Source organism: Planctomycetaceae bacterium (assembly GCA_021371795.1).
Taxonomy (GTDB): Bacteria; Planctomycetota; Phycisphaerae; order Sedimentisphaerales; family UBA12454; genus UBA12454.
This window is the reverse complement of record JAJFVK010000025.1, coordinates 13,609-32,551: the sequence shown is the minus strand read 5'-3', so window position 1 is coordinate 32,551 and position 18,943 is coordinate 13,609. Positions and strand designations below refer to the sequence as shown.

The following is an 18,943-nucleotide window of genomic DNA, read 5'->3' as shown; positions in this document are numbered from 1 at the left end:
CCGGTTTTACTCCGCCGGCCCTGCGATAAATTCCGCCTTTACTGCGCCTTTTGCAGACATAGTTTTCAGCAGTTGAACTATTTCAGAATATGGCACACCCAAACCGGGGCGTGCTTTGTCATTCTTTGGTGTTGGCGGGTCGCCCAGCAGTTTTACAATATCTGCGATTCTTGTTGAGCATTTCAACGGACCCATGAGTCCGCCTGTTATCGGGTGCTTGCGTAATATGGAAATACGGTCGTCTGTCGGCGGGGAATTGATGATGATACCGCCGTCTTCTGATTCGATATAGATATCTGTTTCGCAATTTATAGGGGCGCCGAAAAAGACAAAGCCGGCCTGTTGTTTACGATATGCGTAAATAGCTTTTGGTCCGGTCGCTATAACCTGATCGACAAAAAAATCTTCCGATACTATTGTGCGGATAACGGAAGGGGCGCTAAATTTCCACAGATAAGTATACGCTGCGAACTTGACGTCGAAATGATCATCGCCTGAAAGTCTGTTCATCAGCGAGATTACATCGTTCTTGTACCCGTATTCGCCGACATTATTTATCGCCAGAATGCGCAGCGATGAGCAGGGGTCTTGCGCAAAATCGCGAAGCGGTTTTAAGCCTCTGCTGTCTCCGATTGCAAGTGAAGCCGCTGCTGCGGAAAATCTGGTCTTTTCGTCGTTGGCATCTATTAAGGAATACAGTTCTTCAGCCGCGGGTCTGCCGATGGCTTCCAGTGCGATTTGGAATTTGGTTTTGTCAGGCGATTGTTTAAGTTCTTCAATAAGCTGATTTATGTGAATTTCTTCGTTCGCAGCGCCAGAAGCGATATACAGCGAATTTATCAGCATAATGAATTTCGACTTTTTATCTTTGTAATTTGCTGGAACGGACACATTGATAATACGGTCTGACACCGCGTTGGCGACGTCTTTGCCGAAACGCTGATTAATACGGTTGCGAATATAAGCTGCCGCTTTGTAATCCGGCTTGATTAATGAAAGGGTGACTGAATAATCGTCTATAACTCTTCCGCCGCCGAGAACAACTCCGGACATCGGCGAGGTTTTGGAATCTGCCATGGAATCTATGTAAATAGGGCCTGCCGCGTAAGCCAGTGTTCGTGATGCTTCAAGTGAGTTATCGACTTTTGCGATAAATTTCAATTCGGTCGTGTAAAGCCTTCCGCCGACAAGAGAAGTTGTTTGTGTGTCAGGATATGGTTTAACAGTGATATCGAAATGCTGATATCTCGATGCTGCCGGCGGGATAGTGCCCTCTACAATTACGACAGCCGTATCTATACTGTTAATCATGGAATCTGGCTTGACCGTATCTTGTCGGCCTACCTGTGTAACGATATATTTCCGCAGGTATTCGCGTGTTGCAGCCGGACATTCGGATGAGCCTGTGCCGGAAAGACCGATTACAAGGCCGACGCCTTTTACAGGAACAGTATTGTTCGCTACAATTTCCGCAAGGTCGCCGATGGTTCGGTCTAACTTCGTTGGCTCATTAACATCGTTGACGTCTTTACCTTTGCCCTTTTTCCGTGATTCCTCACAGCCGCCAATCCATAACAGCATACCGATTAATACGATCGCGTAAACTTTCCGTGTTTCCATAGACTCACAATCCCTAAAACAATTTTAATTTCACCTGATTTTATTTCATATTTGCTTTACAGTCAATAGGTTAATAAAAATTGGCGGTTTGATTATTTTTATTGATTCCATGGGATTAGAACCATATTATTAGCGTTTTGAAAGACGGAAGAATGAACGCAGCACAGAATGATACGTTATATGTCGGCATTGATGAAGCTGGCCTGGGCCCGATTTTAGGGCCTTTGGTCGTTTCAGCCGCCGCATTTAGCATCCCGCCCGAAAAAGCAGACTCTAATATGTGGCAGCTTTTGCCGGAAAGCGTTTCATCGAGCAAAAAGAAACTTGCCGGCAGAATCCTTGTCTGCGACAGCAAAAAAGCGTACACTCCCGCGTCCGGAATCGGTTTTCTCGAAAAAACAATACTGACTTTCCTGAAATGCCGTTCGCAAACGCCCGCCACGGTTGCCGAACTGATGGAGATGCTCGCCCCAGACAGCAAACAGAGAATTATCACCTCGCCATTTTATAAAAATATTGACAGCCAGAAGATTGAATTAAATCCGGATGTGGTTTCTATCTGCGCATCGATGCTGAAAAAAGATTTACAGAAGAATGGAATAAATCTTACGTATTTGAAGAGTTTTTGCCTTGGCGCAGGCTGTTATAACGAGCTGATTGAAAAAATCAGAAATAAATCCAGTGTTGTTTTCCATTTTGTGTGCAGACTCATAAGCGAAGTTCTCAAAACCGGCCATCGCGATTATCATTTCGTAATCGACCGGCAGGGCGGCAGAATGCGTTACGCTCCGCACCTTCGAACGATGTTTTCCGATATGGATTTGAAAATTTTGACCGAAGAAGAGAATATCAGCAGTTACCAGCTTATTTCTCCGAACAAAAATATAAGAATGGATTTTGCCGTCAAAGCCGATGATGATTTTCTGCCTGTTTGCCTTGCTTCAATGGCCTGCAAGTATCTGCGTGAACAGTTAATGATTGCGCACAATAATTATTTTATTGAAAAGTGTGCAGAGTTGAAACCAACCGCGGGCTATTGGACGGATGGCCATAGATTTTTAAATGATTTAAAAACTATCGCGCCGCACATTCAATACAATCCCGCGCAATTAATCCGCTGCCGTTAGGATTGCGCCGGTTCAATTATAACAGCCGTGCCGTAGCACAAAACTTCCGTTGCTGAAAACTTGCCGCCTACCTCTGACGCATCATATTTGAAACCTACGATTGCGTTGGCTCCCATATCATGTGCGTGCTGAATACACAAATCATACGCTTGCAGACGAGCCTGTTCGCACATTTCAGTATAAGCGCCGATTTGTCCGCCGAGTATGTTTTTTAATCCGCCTAAAAAGCCCTGTATGATTGTCGGCGAACGAACAATTATGCCGCGCACGATACCTTTGTACTCTCTAATCCGATAGCCATCAATGGTGAACGTTGTTGTTATTTGCATATTAAACCTCTTGATAATTATAGTTTTCGCATTAATCCCACTACAACGCCTGCGATATTACAGTTCTGCGTGTATATCGGCTTATAGGCCGGATTCGACGGCTCAAGACGAATCCGGTTTTGTTCTTTGTAAAATCGTTTTACAGTTGCGTTTTCGTTATCAACGATTGCCGCGACGATTTTTCCATTAGCCGCATCCTGTGTTTTTTTGCAAATTACATAATCGCCGTCATTTATACCGTCGCCGATCATACTGTCGCCCTGAACCTTCAGCGCAAAAGTTTCTTCATCGTTTCCAAACGCCGATTGTATCGAAATCCGCTCTGCGTTTTCAATCGCTTCAATCGGCGCACCGGCCGCTATCCTGCCAAGCAGAGCGATACCGTCCGACGATTCAGAATTGCTCGACTCTTCGAGAGCCGCTTCTTTAAGCAACTTTAACGCTTTGCTGGTGAGCGTCAAAGAGCGAGCCTTGCCAGACTCGGCCGAAAGAAGCCCTTTTTCTTTTAGGCCGGCGATGTGCTCGAATGCCGTTGTTCTGCTTGTTCCCAGAATGTCCGAAAGCTCCTGCAGAGTTATCGAATAACATCGGTTCTGCCGTGAACTGTTGACTAACTTTAACACCTGAAACTGACGCGGCGTTAGCATTGTTTGATTTTTCGTACTCAACTTCGTACTCCGTTAAATCTGGTAATTGAGCGTTCTGTATCGCTGAATGAATCTTCGCAATCGTCGAATTTTGCATCAGCTCTTGGTCAATTACAGTATCAAGCATCTTTGCGATTGTGTTTAAAACCGAACCAATCGGTTTTTGTTGTGCTTTGTAAGTTCCGGCCGGCCAATCTTTTACGTAATCACCGCCGGGGCCGAATCGACAAAGAGGGGCGTTTCCATCATTCAAAAATCCGTTTCTGCTTTCCATTTTTCACATCCGTTTCTTCTTTGATACTTTTTGTTTTTCTTGTCAAAACATCTATCGTCAAACAGACATCAAAGACCCTAACAAAAACCGAACAAAATTCAAAAAAGGCGAAAATTTTTTAAAATCGCAATCCTCGCGGCAAAAACCGCAGTTTATATAGGACAAAATTTAAAATTTCTTATTTAAGATTTAAAAGGGTCTAAAACTCCCTTCCGGATAACAAACCGTCGTTTAGCCCCGTCAACACTTTGACGGGGTTCGTTTAGCCGTTGTCGGAACGACAACGTTTGTCATTCCCTTGAAAACGGTTGGAGCAACTGCGGAAACTCCTCTGGGGGAATCCACGTCGTTTAGAATATATGGAACGACCGGCTCCGTGGTTGTAAAAGTCGTCAATACCTGATAACAGATATTGCGACAAGGCGGTACGTAGCCGCCGCAATCGTGGATTATCCCAAATCGGGACAGAGCCGCATACAATGAAAGGAACCGGTCGATGAACAATATAACTTATGTCGCATTGGACACCCACAAAAAAGAGCATAAAATCGCAATTTCTTTTGCCAATCAAACAATATAGGCGTAGTATTTAGAGATAAAAAAGATTTCGATAAAGCAGAAGAAATGTATCTCAAGGCATTGGAAATAGACAAAAAACTTGGATCATGTGAAGGTTTGGCAATCAGGTATGACAACTTAGGTTCAATATATGAAAAACGTAAGGATTATAATAAAGATAGGGAATGTTGGTCTCTGGCAATAGAATATTTCAGCAAAATGGGTGTGCCACAAAAAGTAAAAGAGATACAAGAGGAGATAGATAAGATTTAAAAGGGAAATTAATCTGAAGCAGACCATTGCAGATAAAGCTTCACCTGCAGACTGCCGGAATTTTTCAAAACAATCTTATCGTAAGTTATCTCCAGGGGCTTATCTGAAGCAATTTCTCCACTAACAGACAATGGTTTGACATTGTTACCATATTCTAAACCTTCAGAGAATATAAACCGGGGAGAATTCAGCGAAACACAAAGACATTGCCCACTGTGGCAAATATGAAGAACATCATCCTTAATTTCAAACTTTGCAGCCGCCTTATCAAACTCAACCACCCCATACGATTAGGGGCACTGGCGAAAGCAGTGATTGCAAAAAACACCGTTATTGAAAACACAGTAAAAGTGTTTTTCGACCCACTACTCATTACAACCTCCGTTAAAAAAACTTCGCATTTTCAAACTTGTTTTATAAATTCTCTGATTCTGTTTTTACCCTTTAATATTGTGATTTCATGACACCCTAACTTGTGCCCCTACCCATTGTCAAGACAGAAAATACTCAAACTTAGGTGTTTCCCGTAGACAGATGCAGCAAATCTCTATGCAGCCCAAAACAGGTGTTTACCGCTTCCGTCAGGCCCGCCTTGAAACGATATAAAATAAATTTCGGCTTATCCGGCAGCCGTCCCGACCCATGCCGCTAAAATTGAAAATGGGAACTTTTTCAGCAGGCCCTAAATAATTTGTCATATATTTTGTGCATGTGATGCTCAACATGCATATTTAAGATTGTTCTTTGCATGACCAGCACTTATAAGTATATATTGATAATTCAATAAGTTATGATTTTTAGCCTTATTTTACTCATAACCCGGAGGTTGTAGATTCGGGCTCAAAAACATTTTTACTACGGTATCTTCGATAATTTACTCCGAGTCTGTCGAACCGTTCATAATGTGCTGTTATACGATTTTCAAAATCACCCCAGTTTCTCTTATTAGCAGGCGTCCAGACAACTTCAGCCAAGGCGCAAATTCTTGGGAAAGTCATATATTCCGCATGTTTGTCGGTTTTAATAAATTCTGTCCACAGGCAGGCTTCTGCGCCCAATATATGCTTTTGCTGTTTGGTCGTAAGGTTTGACAGTTTTGGATTCAGCGAATAAATGCTTTTCAATGTTACAAGCCCACCGATTGCTTCCGGCTCATCAGGAGAGTTGGATTGATAATAGTCAAAATAGCAATTGACATTCGGTGCCAAAATCACATCATTTCCGGTTCTTGCAGATTGTATAGCCGGAGCCGTTCCCTGATAGGAGATGACAATAGAACTTTTCTCCAGGGTTTTCGATGTGATTTGATCCCAGCCTATCAATCTTCTTCCTTTTGAATTCAGATATTGTTCTATTCGGCTGATGAAATACTGCTGTAATTTCTCGGCGTTGTCAATACCGTTATCCTTCATTCGCTTACGGCAAAGTTCACAGTTATCCCATACTGCTTCAGGTCTTTCATCTCCGCCGATGTGTATATAAGGGCTTGGGAAAAGATCTTGCACCTCGGATAAAACATCTTCCAGAAATGAAAAAGTCTGCTCTTTCCCTGCGCAAAATGCAAACCTGCCTTCTTTTAAGAAGTATGACATGCTGTTGTTATCTCCGGTAGCATGTATCTTTCCGCTGCAGGAAAGCTCTGGATATGAATAAATTGCGGCATTGCAGTGCCCCGGCATTTCGATTTCCGGCACTATCATGATGTATCGCTTCCTGGCGTATTCGATTATTTCTTTAACATCTTCTTTGCTGTAAAAACCCCCGTACCGATCATTTGCAGGGCCTCTCCATGCCCCGATCTCGGTAAGTTTGGGATATTTATCTATTTGTATTCGCCATGCTTCATCGTCGGTCAGATGCCAGTGAAATTTATTGATTTTATAAATCGCCAAAGTGTCCAGATATTTCAAAATGAATTGTTTATCGAAAAAATGCCTGCAAACGTCCATGTGCATGCCTCGCCAGCCGAAAGATGGTTTGTCAATTATACGACAACAGGGTATTGTCCATAATCGCTTAATTACTTTCTTGCTTTCGATATCGGCCGGCAGCATTTGCCGGAGTGTCTGCAATGCGTAAAAATTCCCTGTCGTGGTCTGGCTTTTTATGCTAACGCCTCGTTTTGTCACCTTGAGTTCATATCCCTCCTGCCCGAGGTGCTGTAACTCTGTTGAAAGTTCAAACAATATGGCATTATTCATATCATCTGTTTGGTGGATAATCTCCAGATTATAGCCTGTGGATTTGGCAATGATGGTTTTAAAATATTCCGCATTGGCGGTCAAATTTGGATCTGCGTACCTAAGCAAGATGCGGCATGCCTGATTTAATTTAAATTCACCATGTGCCATCTGCATGAAGGCCGGTTTGGGAACAACTGTAATGACAGGGGGGCTAACTGCTTGGGCAAACCCGAATAGAAGTTGAAAAACAATAATTATGCTTGCGTAAATGACTTTAATATGACTGAACATGTTGCCTTCTCTCAAAACAGTTTTTGAGGTATGCCTTGCGGTCTTCTCAATCAATATATAGGATTACGATATTTGTAATCATCACAATCTTACCATTCCATACTAAAGTGAGTGTAGTAAATTCTAAGTTTTTTGTAAACAAAGTTTCAAAAATAAATTCTGTCAGTGGCGATACTTTTTTGGGATATAGTTGGCGTCAATATTCCCCAAATGATGGATTATGAACTGATTCAGGTAAAGGTATGACCTGTTCCTCGAAAATAAATCCATTCAAAATGCAAAAAAAGTTGTTAAAATTCGATTTTGAAAGGATTAAAGCCATGAAAAAAGGCAACTGTGCCTAAAATGGTGGGGAATAGTATCGTATTGGTGTTGTATGAGAATGCTTAGTTATTATAATGTGTATATATATAAGTGTAATGCATTCAGGCCTCTAATTTGGATGTGGAAGTGCTGTGTTGTGCTTATTGTGATAGGACGTTGAGGTAAGTGCGGCAGCCGTTGTGCCGCCAGGGTAATATATGAGCCGATTCGAGTTATATTGTGTTTGCGGGAATGCCGGAAAATAGGGCTTTCACAAGCTAAAAAGGTACTAAGGAAAGGGATGGTAAAATGATGGAAAAAAGAAGTGTTAAAAATGTGAAGTTGGTGTCAGGCTTTACGCTGGTTGAGCTCTTAGTGGTCATCTCCATTATAGCCATTCTCCTGGCGGTTATGATGCCGGCTCTCAATAAAGCCAGAGAAGGGGCCCGAAGTACGGTCTGCAAAACGAACTTAAAACAAATCACGCTTGCAGCATCGCTTTGGTCGGAGGACCATGATGGTTATGTAGTTCCGAGTTTTTGGTATGTTCCTGCAAAACCTTATCCAGATGATAAATCTCTCGAGGCTGGTTTGTGTGCTGAGGCGATAGCAAGAGGCGCTTCGCTTGAGAAATATACAGGTACAAATCAAAGCAAGAAAAGTAATCTCTATAGCTGTCCTACGGCCGCAAAGTTTGGCGAAAAATTGTTTGCCTTGGCTTCAAGTTATTTTAGACAGCCTGGTGTAAGCAGGATCGGCGCCGCTTCGTATGGAGTAAATTGTTTGGCGGTTCAATGGGATGAGTACCAGTGGCTTGGTTCGAAAGGTGTTCCGAAAGGTTCTGCATACGATTCGTGGGGTCCGAATAATATGTATGCCTTGGAGCATGGTAAATCCAAGGTATTAGAAATACCCAACCCTTCAAGAAAGTTATATTTCCAGGATTACAGTTACACAATGATGATGCCGTATGATGGCTATTATATGTATAGCCCCTATCAACTTTCTGTCAGAAGTGGCCCTGGTGGTCATGAGGGAAGCTATACGTTTGTTAATGATATTGCCGCAGCGACAAGTAATCCATCTTATGAATTAGTTCAGGCTCGCTGGCATGGCACGGTTAACCCCAAAACAGGTATGGGCTACAGCAATATAGCATGGTTTGATGGCCATGCATCAAAAGAACCACCAGGATTTGATGATAAGACTCGCATTGGCCAAAATAAGAGAGGAAAAGTAAGATATAAATATCATCAATATTTTCAAAATGATGGACAGTAATATAAACTATTAAGATAAATTAAAATTTTAAATAAATCATTTTTAATAGGAGGTCGTAATGAAAGATTGCAAAATAGTATTTGTGATGTTGTTGAGCTTGGTTTTAGCTGGCTGGGCAACAGCGGTGGAGCCCCTTCTTTATGAAGATTTTGAATCTTATGTTCCGGGAGACGAGGGTACTGGCAACCCGGGCGATATAACGTGGATTTGGATACACGGAGAGCCGGGCAATCCTTATTTGTCCGTTTACGCCGATGATACAGAAAAATACGCAGACAATCAGTCTATGAGACTTGAGACACCCTTGAGGAATGGTTATGAAGGCGATCCGTGCAGCGCACAGTGGGGTGTGCAAATAAGATACGATGACCAGGCAAATCCAGTTGATGTTAGTGCATACAATGTTGCAACGGCAATGATTAAATTGCCAACGTCTTCTGCAATAAAAACTTGTTGTTTAGCTGTGCGAGATACTTGGGATCAAGGCTACGATATCGCGAAGGACACCTGGGTTTCTGTCCCCAACGATGGCCAGTGGCATAAAATTATTGCTCCTTTCAATGGTGATGGGGACATAACTTCTATGCGCAGAGTTTTATTATACTATACTATAGACGCAAACATTCCGCAAGCTGCCCAGCTTTGGATCGATGATATAGGGTTCGATCGTGTACTTACGATTAATGATATTGTTGATGTTGATGTTAACGGGCCTTATGGATGTGCAGGTGGTACTGTAAAATTGTCGATGGTTATGACTCGGCAGCCTTCTGCGGATGTAAATTTTACCATTGTCCCTAATGTTACACTAAATTTTGGTGCTGGATTCGGAAATCCTGTTAATATTGTTTTCACAAATTCAAATTGGAATATAAGGCGGGAAGTTGTTGTAGATATCAATTCTTCAGCATTCAGTGTTGAGACGGTTGCAGTTACCGCATCAAGTACTGACCCGAATTTTATTGATATTCTTCCGAGCAATTTTTCTATTCCGATACTTGGCAAATATGGTGCATCTTATGTAATATCCGCAGAAACGCCAACTGCGAGTTGGGCAGGCAGTGATAATACAGGTAATGATTTGTGTAATGGATATCTCGAAGGAAGTTTTTACGTTGGCGAAGATGGCTTTGCTGAGGATTGGGTGGAATGGGCTCCAAGTGAAACGAGCGGACCTGCTTATGCTGACATAACTTTCGATTTTAAATGTCTTAAAGATGTTGATACAATTGATATTCTGCATACTGGTTTTGAAGTTTCCCTATATCCAGGCAGTTTTGACATTTCATACAGCACCGATGGCATCAGTTTTTCGACTCCGACAAATTATGAGGCATTCTCAGGAACAGGCTTCATTGCAAAGACTCATCTTGAAGTCAACGTTACATCCGTACGGTATGTCAAAATGCGTATAAATTGCCTTAATAGTGACCCAGCTAAATGGTTCTTGTTGTCTGAGGTAGAATTTAATCGTCCACCTGAATCACGTTTCCCACGCTACACTATTGATCCGACTACTAAACCACTTGGCAATCATAAGGATTTGAATCAAACAAATCTTATGAATGGTGCAATTAGTTATGCCAATACAACTACTGATTGGGTATTTTTTGACAATGCTTCTTTGCAGCATTATGGCAGTGCGATTCTGTATGTCAACTATGGCAAAGTTAAAGAATTTTCAAATATTTCAATGAATTATATCACAGGTAATGCGACTATAAGTGGAGTAACAACTGTTATTAGCACACCTCAATTAGTTAAACTGAGCTTCAGTGATGATGGAGAAACTTATGGTACCCCGATACTTGTGACTGATGCGGATGGTTGGTATGCAACAGGAACTGCTGGTAGAGGCAGAACAGATAAAATGACTTTCGCTAAGCAAACAGGTCAGTATGTAAAGGTTGAAATTGTCGGGGATGGCGTTGGAACTCTTGCAATTGGTGAAATTATTATAACAAACAGACCGCAGATGACCTACGTTATTGATTCCACTACTCCTGTATATGGTGGTAGTACAGGTGCACAGGGTGACGTTGCAACAGACTTTTTCCTTCAATGTCTTAAATTTGGTGATTTAACCAATGCATATACTCCAATCATCGTAGGCGCTTATGCTGATTCCGATTGGGTTGAATGGGCTCCGAATCAGGGTACTCCTAAACCAGCGTATGCTATAATAACCTTTGATTTGAAATCCAGTATAAAGGTTAAAAATGTTGCTATTACATATTGTGCATGGCCTTCAACGCCTCCAAGCGGCGTACGCGTTCCTGGTGGTTTAGACGTTGCTTTCAACACAAATGCAGAGGGAACGAACTTTACATCATTCCAGAATACTGGCGCTGTATTTGACGACAATTCAGTCAAACAGACGGTATTTACTACTACATTTGATTTACCACAGACGAATGCTCGATATGTTAAGCTGAAAGTGCATTGTATGAATGATGATCCTGCTAATTGGCTCTATCTTGCAGAATTTAAATTCAACGTATTTACTGGTGACATTAATGATGATGGTGTCGTGGATATGCGAGATGTCAGAATGATGTCTGCCCAGTGGCTGCAAATAGGTGAAGGCCTTTCGGCTGATATTGTTGGCAATGATCAAATAGTTAACTTCGAAGATTTTGCGAAATTTGCTCTGGAATGGATGTATTAAACAGTTGGTTGTATTTACAGTTTATAGATGATCATAATTGCCCGCCTTTTTTCTGGGGCGGGCAATTTTTTCGAGTCTGCGGACTTTATTTGGGTGTAAATCGCAATTGGTATAAGCTCGGATTTTTGTTACAATTTGGAACAAATGAAAACGGTAATATTTAGAAAATATAAAAATCTTTTTCGGTTGATGGTTTTCGGTTTTTTGCTACTAACCGAGATAGCGATAGCCAAACCACTTAGCGGAGCGTTTATCCAAATAAGCCCATATATGGCCGGTTACAGTCAGGCGGACTGGAACGAGGAAATTGAGCAGATGAGCAGGGCCGGGCTGGATACTGTTATTGTTACGCCCTCAATAGCAGATGGTGAAGCTCATTATCCAAGTTCTTTGTCATTTGTGACCAGCGTTACAGATAATGGACTGATAATGATTCTAAACGCCTGTGATATTTATAATGTGAATTGTTTTGTTGGGCTTGTTGGCGATGAAAGATGGTGGTTAAGCATTGGCAATGGTACGATATTAGCCTCTCTTGCCGCGAATGATATCGCCTGTGCTGACGAGCTATTGCCATTGGTAAGCCCACATACGTCTTTTTCCGGCTGGTACATGACAGAGGAAATTCAATTTTCAGCATGGGGAACGGGCGGAAATCGTACGCAATTAATAAATACTTTGCTTAATCCGGTTATTAATCATTTAAAATCCATTACACCTGGCAAGCCTGTGGCGACTGCTCCATATGTTTATAATATAAATGCAGGAGCAGAGGCTTGTTATACATGGTGGAATTATACTCTTAGCCAGGTTGATTTTGATATACTAATGTTTCAGGACGGGATGGGTGCCGATACCAACAGGCAGCCTGAACAAATCATTCCGTATTTCAGGAATCTCGCGGTGGCCTGCCATAATAATGGAGTTCAGTTCTGGAACGACCTTGAGACTTTTAATCAATCGGATTGGTCGGCCAAAACTTTTAGCGATGCAAAGATTCAGATTGATATTAATAAAGAATATGTTGATAAAATTGTAACGTGGGAGTGGTTTTATATTACGCCGACACAGAGAATGAGGGGTGAGAGCAGGACCACGGACCGGCAAAACTTTTATGTGAAAATGCTGGCGTACAACAAAGGACTTGATCTGGTATCACTTAATAAGACCTATACTTTAAGTGAATCGCCATCTACGAGCTATCCAGACATAAAGCACGAACTGACGGATTCGCAGATTGACTTTGAAATGGATACGCAGGTTGGATTTTATCACAGCACCTCCCAGGATGTTTCAATTACAATAGATTTGCGGGAAAATATCTCCGCAAGGTATGGTTTTGCGGCAACGATAATGAAGCGGACAAGCTGGGGCGCTGTTCTGCCTGTTTTTGTGCAGGTATATGCTTCCAAAGATAACCTGACTTTTGACTATGTTACTCAACTCTCAACGTTTCCCGCTTCCGGCGATTCCCTTAATGTGTATTTTGATTTTCTGCAGAATCATATCTCGGCCAGGTATATAAAATTCAAATTTCAGTCATCAAATTGGCTGATGTGTTCGGAGCTAAGTGTTTTTAGAGGCGCTCCGACAGGAGACTATAATTTAGATTCTAAAGTCGATATGCAAGACATTGCGATTCTGGCACACAATTGGCTGGAAAGCAATTCTGATGGAATACGGTTTGACTTTAAGGCTTTTGCCGCATTAGCAGAAAATTTAGGCTGGCAGAGAATCCCAAAAGAGACATACAGGAATCAATTTTATAAGTTGAGAGGCGTTCAAATTACACAGGATTCGATTTATATGCAGGGCAGAAGTGCTGAAAGCATAGCTTCTGAACTTTCTGTTAATGGGGTAGAGTCTGTGTTTATTATACCGGCTTACAATGATACGTTTAAGGCTGGAATGGTAGATGCGTTGCACGAAAGAGGTATCGGGGCAGGGCTGATGCTTTTCGCCAGTAGTATCTATGGCACTTTGCCATCGGACTGGGAAGCATGGTTGATGGAATTTCTGAATGTGTCAAATGGTGGTTCGCAAATTTCTTTTATACACGATGGGTATCGTCAGTGGATGAAGCAGCGTGCGGTCGGACTTTGTAATACTTATGGTTTTGACGCGATCACATTTGCCGAACCGATGTACCCTGTTTATAACGGCGTTACTAAAACTCCGGTTGTGTATGCCGATGTATCGCAGGCTTATCAGGATATATTTAAAGCCGATACCGGCGAAAATAATTTCCCGGACTTTACGAATTTTGTAAGCCCAAATTATTTCAAGACCAATACAGCTCTTTATCAAAAACTCGTACAGCACAGGATTGATTCGATTACAAATTACTTTGACGAAATAATCAATGGCGTTAGTGGATTACGTCAGGCAGCTCCTGATACATTGGTGGTTACATGGTCTCTGGCCTGTTCAAAATTGGCGAATGGCGGCGTGCAGCTTTTGCCTGAATGGGAAGGAAACGACGCCTACAGCATAGTAAAGAAATCCAAGCCTGATATACATTATTTTCAAACTCACTGGCCGGACTGGTGCGATCCTGACCTTAGCCCGGAGCATGTTTATCAGTATATAGACAATTTTAAAGAGAGTTGGCGTGCTATGCCGGATGTTGCGATAGGAGTTCAGGATGATATAGGCAGTTCTGATTCTATGCGTCGCAGAAATCAGTATTATAGTGATTTTCTGACTGCCTGTGAGGCCGGCAATGTTTCAAACTCAACTTATTACTGCTTTGATATTCGAGCCGATATTTATGAAGCTGTTCCACAATTGAAACGAATTTCGCAGTTTATATGTTCGAGCAATATAGCTAATCAGTCTGCCGGTCTTCGGGGCACCGAGATAAACGAATGTGCTGACAGCAGTGGGAATTTGCGTTTGAGGGTATATGCCAAGGGAGCTGTTACCACAAATTGGTTTTTCATTTCTGAGATCATGGTCAACGGCCGAACTGGCGGTTTTACCTATACTATTTCTCCACTGACTCCGCCTTATGTCGGCAGGCCCGACAATGGCAATGATCTTGCGAATGGTATCCTTGTGGGAGCAAATATGGCTGATACGGACTGGGTTGAGTGGGCACCTAGTGCTCAGGGCAAGCCTGCGTATGTGGATATAATCCTTCACCTCACACCAAACGCTGAAGTTAATACTATTAATTTAAATGTGCTTAGATATGAAACGGCGAATGTTTATCTTCCTGAAATTATTGAAGTCAACGGAGTTCAACATAATCTAACTGATTCCAAAACGCTAAATCTTGAGTTTGACCAGAGAATAGATAGTAACAGCGCGGACGTAATGATACAGAGAAATATTGTTAAATATCCAAATATTACGTGCGGCGTTTCGTATGCATGTGTTGACGGCAATCTGCTCAAACTGTTGCTCAATCAACCGATTCAGCCTGGTGATACGCTTTTGGTTGATATTGGCGGGATAAGCAGTGACCAATCTGCAAGGTGGACGAACTCTAATATTGCCATAGGTAGCATTAACACGATTCCATCCGGAACCGTAGTCGAACTAAGAGTGGAATAGTTATAGTTTAAAATTGATATGAATAGAAAATTAAAATAGAATCTATTGTCAAATTATAAAGGGTATTTATGCGTATAACGGGAACATTTCTTGACGAGATTACTGTTGATATTATGTCGAATAACTGGGGGCCGGAAGAATGGGCTAAGGATTTTCGGGCGATGAAGTATATCGGTATTGATACCGTTATTATTATTCGCTCCGGTTTTGAGAACAAGTGTATTTTTCCGTCAAAGGTCCTTGAAAAATATATTGGCTCAATGATGCCGGTTTATGACGATTTGTGTGAATTATTCCTGAAACTGTCTGAAGAAAACGGCATTGCGTTGTATTTTGGCACTTATGATGATTACGGCAAGTTGCGAAACAATGGACATCAGAAAATTATCGATATTAATAAAGAGTATATTGATGAAGCCTGGAAACGATACGGTAAATTTAAGGCATTCAAGGGCTGGTATATCACGCAGGAGCTTTCTGTTAAGGATGAAGACGGCGTACGATGTATTAAAGAAATCGCAGAGCATTGCAGGGGAATAACCGGCGATAAACTGCCGACGGTTATCTCGCCTTACATCGCAGGAAAAAAGCAATTCGAAACCCCGATTACTCTTCAGCAGCACGAAAAGGACTGGGACTATATGCTTTCTGTTCTTAAGGATTCTATAAATATCGTTGCTTTTCAGGATGGTAATGTTGATTATCATGAACTTCCGGACTATATCCTGACCAACAAAAAACTGCTTACGAAATATGGTATGCGAGTGTGGAGTAATCTTGAGACGTTTGACAGGGAAGTACCTTTTAAATTTCCTCCTATTGACTGGCGAAAACTTAGGTGGAAATTGGACGCGGCCAGCAAAGCCAAAGTCGAAAAGGTGATTACCTTTACGTCTTCGAGTTTTATGAGTCCGTATTCGTGCTGGCCGAGCGCGGGCAATCTGTATGACAGATATTGTGATTATTTAGGCATTAAAAAGTTGGTTAGAGAATAGGAAAATTGTGAGAAAAGGAGTTTGCTATGCAAAATAAAAGTTGTACGAAGCGCGCGATATTTGTAAATTTGTTTTTACTGACGACATTTCTCGTACCGGCTTATGGAACCGAACTTACGCCGAGAGCAAAAAAGCTGCTTTGCGGAAGGACGGTCACCGTTGATTTTAGTTTTGATATGTATAAAGACCGCAGCGCACGAAGTGTTGCGGAAGAAATTGTGGCGAATGGTTATGATGGCGTTTATTATTTTGTGACAGCTGACAGCATTGCGAGAAAGGATATTATAGCTGAGTTGCAGAAAAGAGATATTCCTGTAGCAGTACTGGTTATCGCTTCAGGAGCTTATTTGCCTGAAGAAGAACGTCCGAATGGCTGGGAAAAATATCGGATGGAGTACACGAGCCATGAGATGGATGAATACAAATTCATGTCTTTTGTGCATAAGGATTATGCCGTTTGGATGAAACATCGCATAGTTAAACTGATAAACAAAAATGGGTTTGATGGGTTTACTTTTGCCGAGGCTATGTACCCTGTTGCTGATGGTCTTGAACGAAGCAAGGTGCTTTATGGGGATATTTCTCCGGCATTTCAGGCTGAATTTAAAAAGGCCACGAATAATACAGTTTTTCCTGAATTTGTTGACCACAATCAACCAAATTATTATAAAAAAATTCCCAAAGTTTATAATGATCTTGTAGTGTTTCGCATAAAGACAGTTAATGATTTTTATGATGAGGTAGTCAATGGGAAAGACGGAGTAAGAGAAAAATGTCCGGGAGTATTTGTTGCAAGCTGGACGCTGGGGATCAGCATACCTAACGGTGTCGAAAAACTTCGCGAATTGGAAGGTAACGAAATTTCGTCAATGATTAAGCAAGTAAAACCGGATATGCACTTCATTCAGACTCATGCCCCGGATTGGTTAAATCCTGATTTAAAAAGTGATTATCCATTGATTTATAAACCTTTTTTTGATGAAATTAAAAATGCTTCTCCGAATATGCCGATAGGTTTTCAGGCGGATTTTGGTTCGCAGTTAGTTGCTCGAAGGTCATTGGATTGGCAGAAACTTTTTTATGATACCTGTGACCAATTAAAGCTTAATAGTACGACTTATTATGAATTCTCCCTTAGGTGGGCAGTTTACGAAAGACCTCCACAACTTTGTAAAATTAGCTTGATATCGAAAGACGCTGTAGAATTGTGTTTTGACAAGCGAATATCAAAAGATTGCAGTAAAATAGTTGCCGGCAGAAAGATGATTACGGTAGATGATGGTAAAATTTTTGCTGTCAAATCCGCCGAAGTTGACGGCAATTTGCTTAAGATAGTGCTTGATGGCAACCTCTCAGGCGTAAAAGAGGTAACAGTACACATAGAGGGCATTAAAGATGACCCCAATTGTCGTTTGGCGCCGAAAGGCGAAATTAATATTGTTCCTGCCAATACAGTTAAGAAATTACTGCTTCAGTGAAGGCATGAAGGTCTATGTCTATCTTAAAAAATAATTTTAATATGACGATTGTTCCGCCCAGTCCGTGTTCTGATAGAATTAAACTCGATATAAGAGCTGCAATTCTGAATGACTGCCATCAGGCAAAAAAGATTGATATAGCAATTTATCTTGATAAGCCGGAACAGAAAAATCTGCTCTATAATAAAACCGAGACCGTTAAAGCGGGAGAATACTTCCTGGTGCGATTTATGTGGCCGGCATTAGGTTATATCGGTAGACACAGGATAATCGCACAGGCAGATATTGAAGATGAGATAATTACAGCCGAATCCGATATTGAAATTGTTTCTTCAGAAACTATTTCGCTCAGGCAAATTGACGGGGCATGGGCAGGCATAACTCATTGGAGCGACAAGGAGGGGAAGTATTGGAAGGATGAGATAAAAATGCTGAATGACGACCATTGGCGTGAAATTGTACGCGGTATGGACGAAATTGGTATGAAGATTATCGTCGTTCAGGAAGTATTTAGGAATCAGGAATATGTTGGTAAACATAAAATAGAAAAACAGGGATATAAAGGCAAGGCCTATTATCCGTCAAAATTGTATCCCGAAAGAGTGCAGATAACCGCGGCCAACCCTATTGAGGCGATACTTGACGAAGCCGACAAAACAGGTTCTTGCGTATTTCTCGGCGTTGGAATGTATGCCTGGTTTGATTTCACAAAGGGTTCTCTCGAATGGCACAAAAATACAGCAAAAGAATTATGGGAACTTTATGGTCATCATAAATCTTTCTATGGCTGGTATATTTCCGAGGAAGTTTTTGGAAATCTCGGAGATAATGAAAGTCGCCGAAAAGAGATTGTGCTTTTCTTCAAAGAGTTCAAAAAATATGTGAACAAATTATGCCCTGACAAACCGATTATGCTTGCGCCAAATTGTTATAATATTGTAGAAGGTTTAAAATATTGGCCGCAGCTGCTTGAAAACCTTGATATTGTTTGTCCTTTTGGATTCCATAGAATGCCAAAAGATGATATGACAGGAGAGCAGGCAGCGGCTTTACTTAGAAGACTTTGTAATGATTCTAATTCGCAATTGTGGCTGGATATGGAGGTCTTTCTTTTTGCCGAAGACCAGGCGCTTTATCCTCGTCCTATTGCGGGGGTTGTCAGCGATTTTAGCCGGTTCGACAATTTTGAAAAAATATTATGTTATCAATATCCGGGGCTTATGACTCATCCGTGGGCTCAAATCAAACTTGGCGGCCAGCCGGCGGTGGATCTCTTTAATGATTATAAAAAATTTATCGAGACAAGCAGTCTTTTGCGGGCTTAGGAGATTTTGTTCAGGTAAAAAGTTTCAGGCTTC

The 18,943-nt window shown here is 41.6% G+C and carries 13 protein-coding genes; 8 read left to right on the top strand and 5 right to left on the bottom strand.

Annotated features, from left to right (window positions below; translation table 11 throughout):
• Positions 1 to 6 precede the first annotated feature (6 nt).
• Entirely contained in the window at positions 7 to 1,620 is a 1,614-nt protein-coding gene (locus LLF92_12205; protein ID MCE5341868.1) for a flagellar basal body P-ring protein FlgI, read from the bottom strand.
• A gap of 152 nt (positions 1,621 to 1,772) precedes the next feature.
• Here LLF92_12205 and LLF92_12200 point away from each other — a divergent pair, with 152 nt between their 5' ends.
• Positions 1,773 to 2,747: a hypothetical protein gene (locus tag LLF92_12200; protein MCE5341867.1), complete on the top strand. Its 975-nt coding sequence runs from the start codon at positions 1,773 to 1,775 to the stop codon at positions 2,745 to 2,747.
• Here LLF92_12200 and LLF92_12195 read toward each other — a convergent pair.
• On the bottom strand, positions 2,744 to 3,076 hold the full coding sequence (locus tag LLF92_12195) for a YbjQ family protein (protein ID MCE5341866.1): 333 nt from the start codon (positions 3,074 to 3,076) through the stop codon (positions 2,744 to 2,746). The two genes, LLF92_12200 and LLF92_12195, sit on opposite strands and share 4 nt — an antisense overlap.
• 17 nt (positions 3,077 to 3,093) lie before the next feature.
• Complete coding sequence (gene lexA / locus LLF92_12190; GenBank protein ID MCE5341865.1) at positions 3,094 to 3,723, bottom strand: transcriptional repressor LexA; 630 nt, start codon at positions 3,721 to 3,723, stop codon at positions 3,094 to 3,096.
• A gap of 850 nt (positions 3,724 to 4,573) precedes the next feature.
• Between lexA and LLF92_12185 the strand changes: the two genes are divergently transcribed.
• Positions 4,574 to 4,828 (top strand): tetratricopeptide repeat protein, encoded by a 255-nt coding sequence (locus LLF92_12185; GenBank protein MCE5341864.1) that lies wholly within the window; start codon positions 4,574 to 4,576, stop codon positions 4,826 to 4,828.
• 8 nt (positions 4,829 to 4,836) lie between these two features.
• Here the strand turns inward: LLF92_12185 and LLF92_12180 are convergent, their stop codons facing one another.
• Positions 4,837 to 5,109 (bottom strand): hypothetical protein, encoded by a 273-nt coding sequence (locus LLF92_12180; protein MCE5341863.1) that lies wholly within the window; start codon positions 5,107 to 5,109, stop codon positions 4,837 to 4,839.
• A gap of 531 nt (positions 5,110 to 5,640) precedes the next feature.
• On the bottom strand, positions 5,641 to 7,302 hold the full coding sequence (locus tag LLF92_12175; GenBank protein ID MCE5341862.1) for a beta-N-acetylhexosaminidase: 1,662 nt from the start codon (positions 7,300 to 7,302) through the stop codon (positions 5,641 to 5,643).
• 612 nt (positions 7,303 to 7,914) lie between these two features.
• Between LLF92_12175 and LLF92_12170 the strand changes: the two genes are divergently transcribed.
• The 6 genes from LLF92_12170 to LLF92_12145 all read left to right on the top strand — a co-directional run bounded on the left by LLF92_12170 (position 7,915) and on the right by LLF92_12145 (position 18,910).
• A complete protein-coding gene (locus LLF92_12170) occupies positions 7,915 to 8,886 on the top strand; it encodes a prepilin-type N-terminal cleavage/methylation domain-containing protein (GenBank protein ID MCE5341861.1) in 972 nt (323 codons plus the stop codon).
• A 58-nt stretch (positions 8,887 to 8,944) separates the two neighbouring features.
• Positions 8,945 to 11,554: a discoidin domain-containing protein gene (locus LLF92_12165; protein ID MCE5341860.1), complete on the top strand. Its 2,610-nt coding sequence runs from the start codon at positions 8,945 to 8,947 to the stop codon at positions 11,552 to 11,554.
• 144 nt (positions 11,555 to 11,698) lie between these two features.
• Positions 11,699 to 15,112, top strand: coding sequence for a DUF4434 domain-containing protein (locus LLF92_12160; protein ID MCE5341859.1), 3,414 nt, complete (start codon positions 11,699 to 11,701; stop codon positions 15,110 to 15,112).
• Positions 15,113 to 15,180: 68 nt separating this feature from the next.
• Entirely contained in the window at positions 15,181 to 16,107 is a 927-nt protein-coding gene (locus LLF92_12155; GenBank protein ID MCE5341858.1) for a DUF4434 domain-containing protein, read from the top strand.
• Positions 16,108 to 16,133: 26 nt separating this feature from the next.
• Positions 16,134 to 17,585: a hypothetical protein gene (locus LLF92_12150; protein ID MCE5341857.1), complete on the top strand. Its 1,452-nt coding sequence runs from the start codon at positions 16,134 to 16,136 to the stop codon at positions 17,583 to 17,585.
• A 14-nt stretch (positions 17,586 to 17,599) separates the two neighbouring features.
• Positions 17,600 to 18,910 (top strand): DUF4434 domain-containing protein, encoded by a 1,311-nt coding sequence (locus LLF92_12145; GenBank protein ID MCE5341856.1) that lies wholly within the window; start codon positions 17,600 to 17,602, stop codon positions 18,908 to 18,910.
• Positions 18,911 to 18,943: the final 33 nt, after the last annotated feature.

Bases quoted from the DNA above. Each gene is read 5' to 3' on its own strand.
- lexA (MCE5341865.1), bottom strand. From the start codon at position 3,723: ATGCTAACGCCGCGTCAGTTTCAGGTGTTAAAGTTAGTCAACAGTTCA.
- LLF92_12205 (MCE5341868.1), bottom strand. From the start codon at position 1,620: ATGGAAACACGGAAAGTTTACGCGATCGTATTAATCGGTATGCTGTTA.
- LLF92_12175 (MCE5341862.1), bottom strand. From the start codon at position 7,302: ATGTTCAGTCATATTAAAGTCATTTACGCAAGCATAATTATTGTTTTT.
- LLF92_12155 (MCE5341858.1), top strand. From the start codon at position 15,181: ATGCGTATAACGGGAACATTTCTTGACGAGATTACTGTTGATATTATG.
- LLF92_12170 (MCE5341861.1), top strand. From the start codon at position 7,915: ATGATGGAAAAAAGAAGTGTTAAAAATGTGAAGTTGGTGTCAGGCTTT.
- LLF92_12195 (MCE5341866.1), bottom strand. From the start codon at position 3,076: ATGCAAATAACAACAACGTTCACCATTGATGGCTATCGGATTAGAGAG.
- LLF92_12200 (MCE5341867.1), top strand. From the start codon at position 1,773: ATGAACGCAGCACAGAATGATACGTTATATGTCGGCATTGATGAAGCT.
- LLF92_12150 (MCE5341857.1), top strand. From the start codon at position 16,134: ATGCAAAATAAAAGTTGTACGAAGCGCGCGATATTTGTAAATTTGTTT.
- LLF92_12145 (MCE5341856.1), top strand. From the start codon at position 17,600: ATGTCTATCTTAAAAAATAATTTTAATATGACGATTGTTCCGCCCAGT.
- LLF92_12160 (MCE5341859.1), top strand. From the start codon at position 11,699: ATGAAAACGGTAATATTTAGAAAATATAAAAATCTTTTTCGGTTGATG.
- LLF92_12165 (MCE5341860.1), top strand. From the start codon at position 8,945: ATGAAAGATTGCAAAATAGTATTTGTGATGTTGTTGAGCTTGGTTTTA.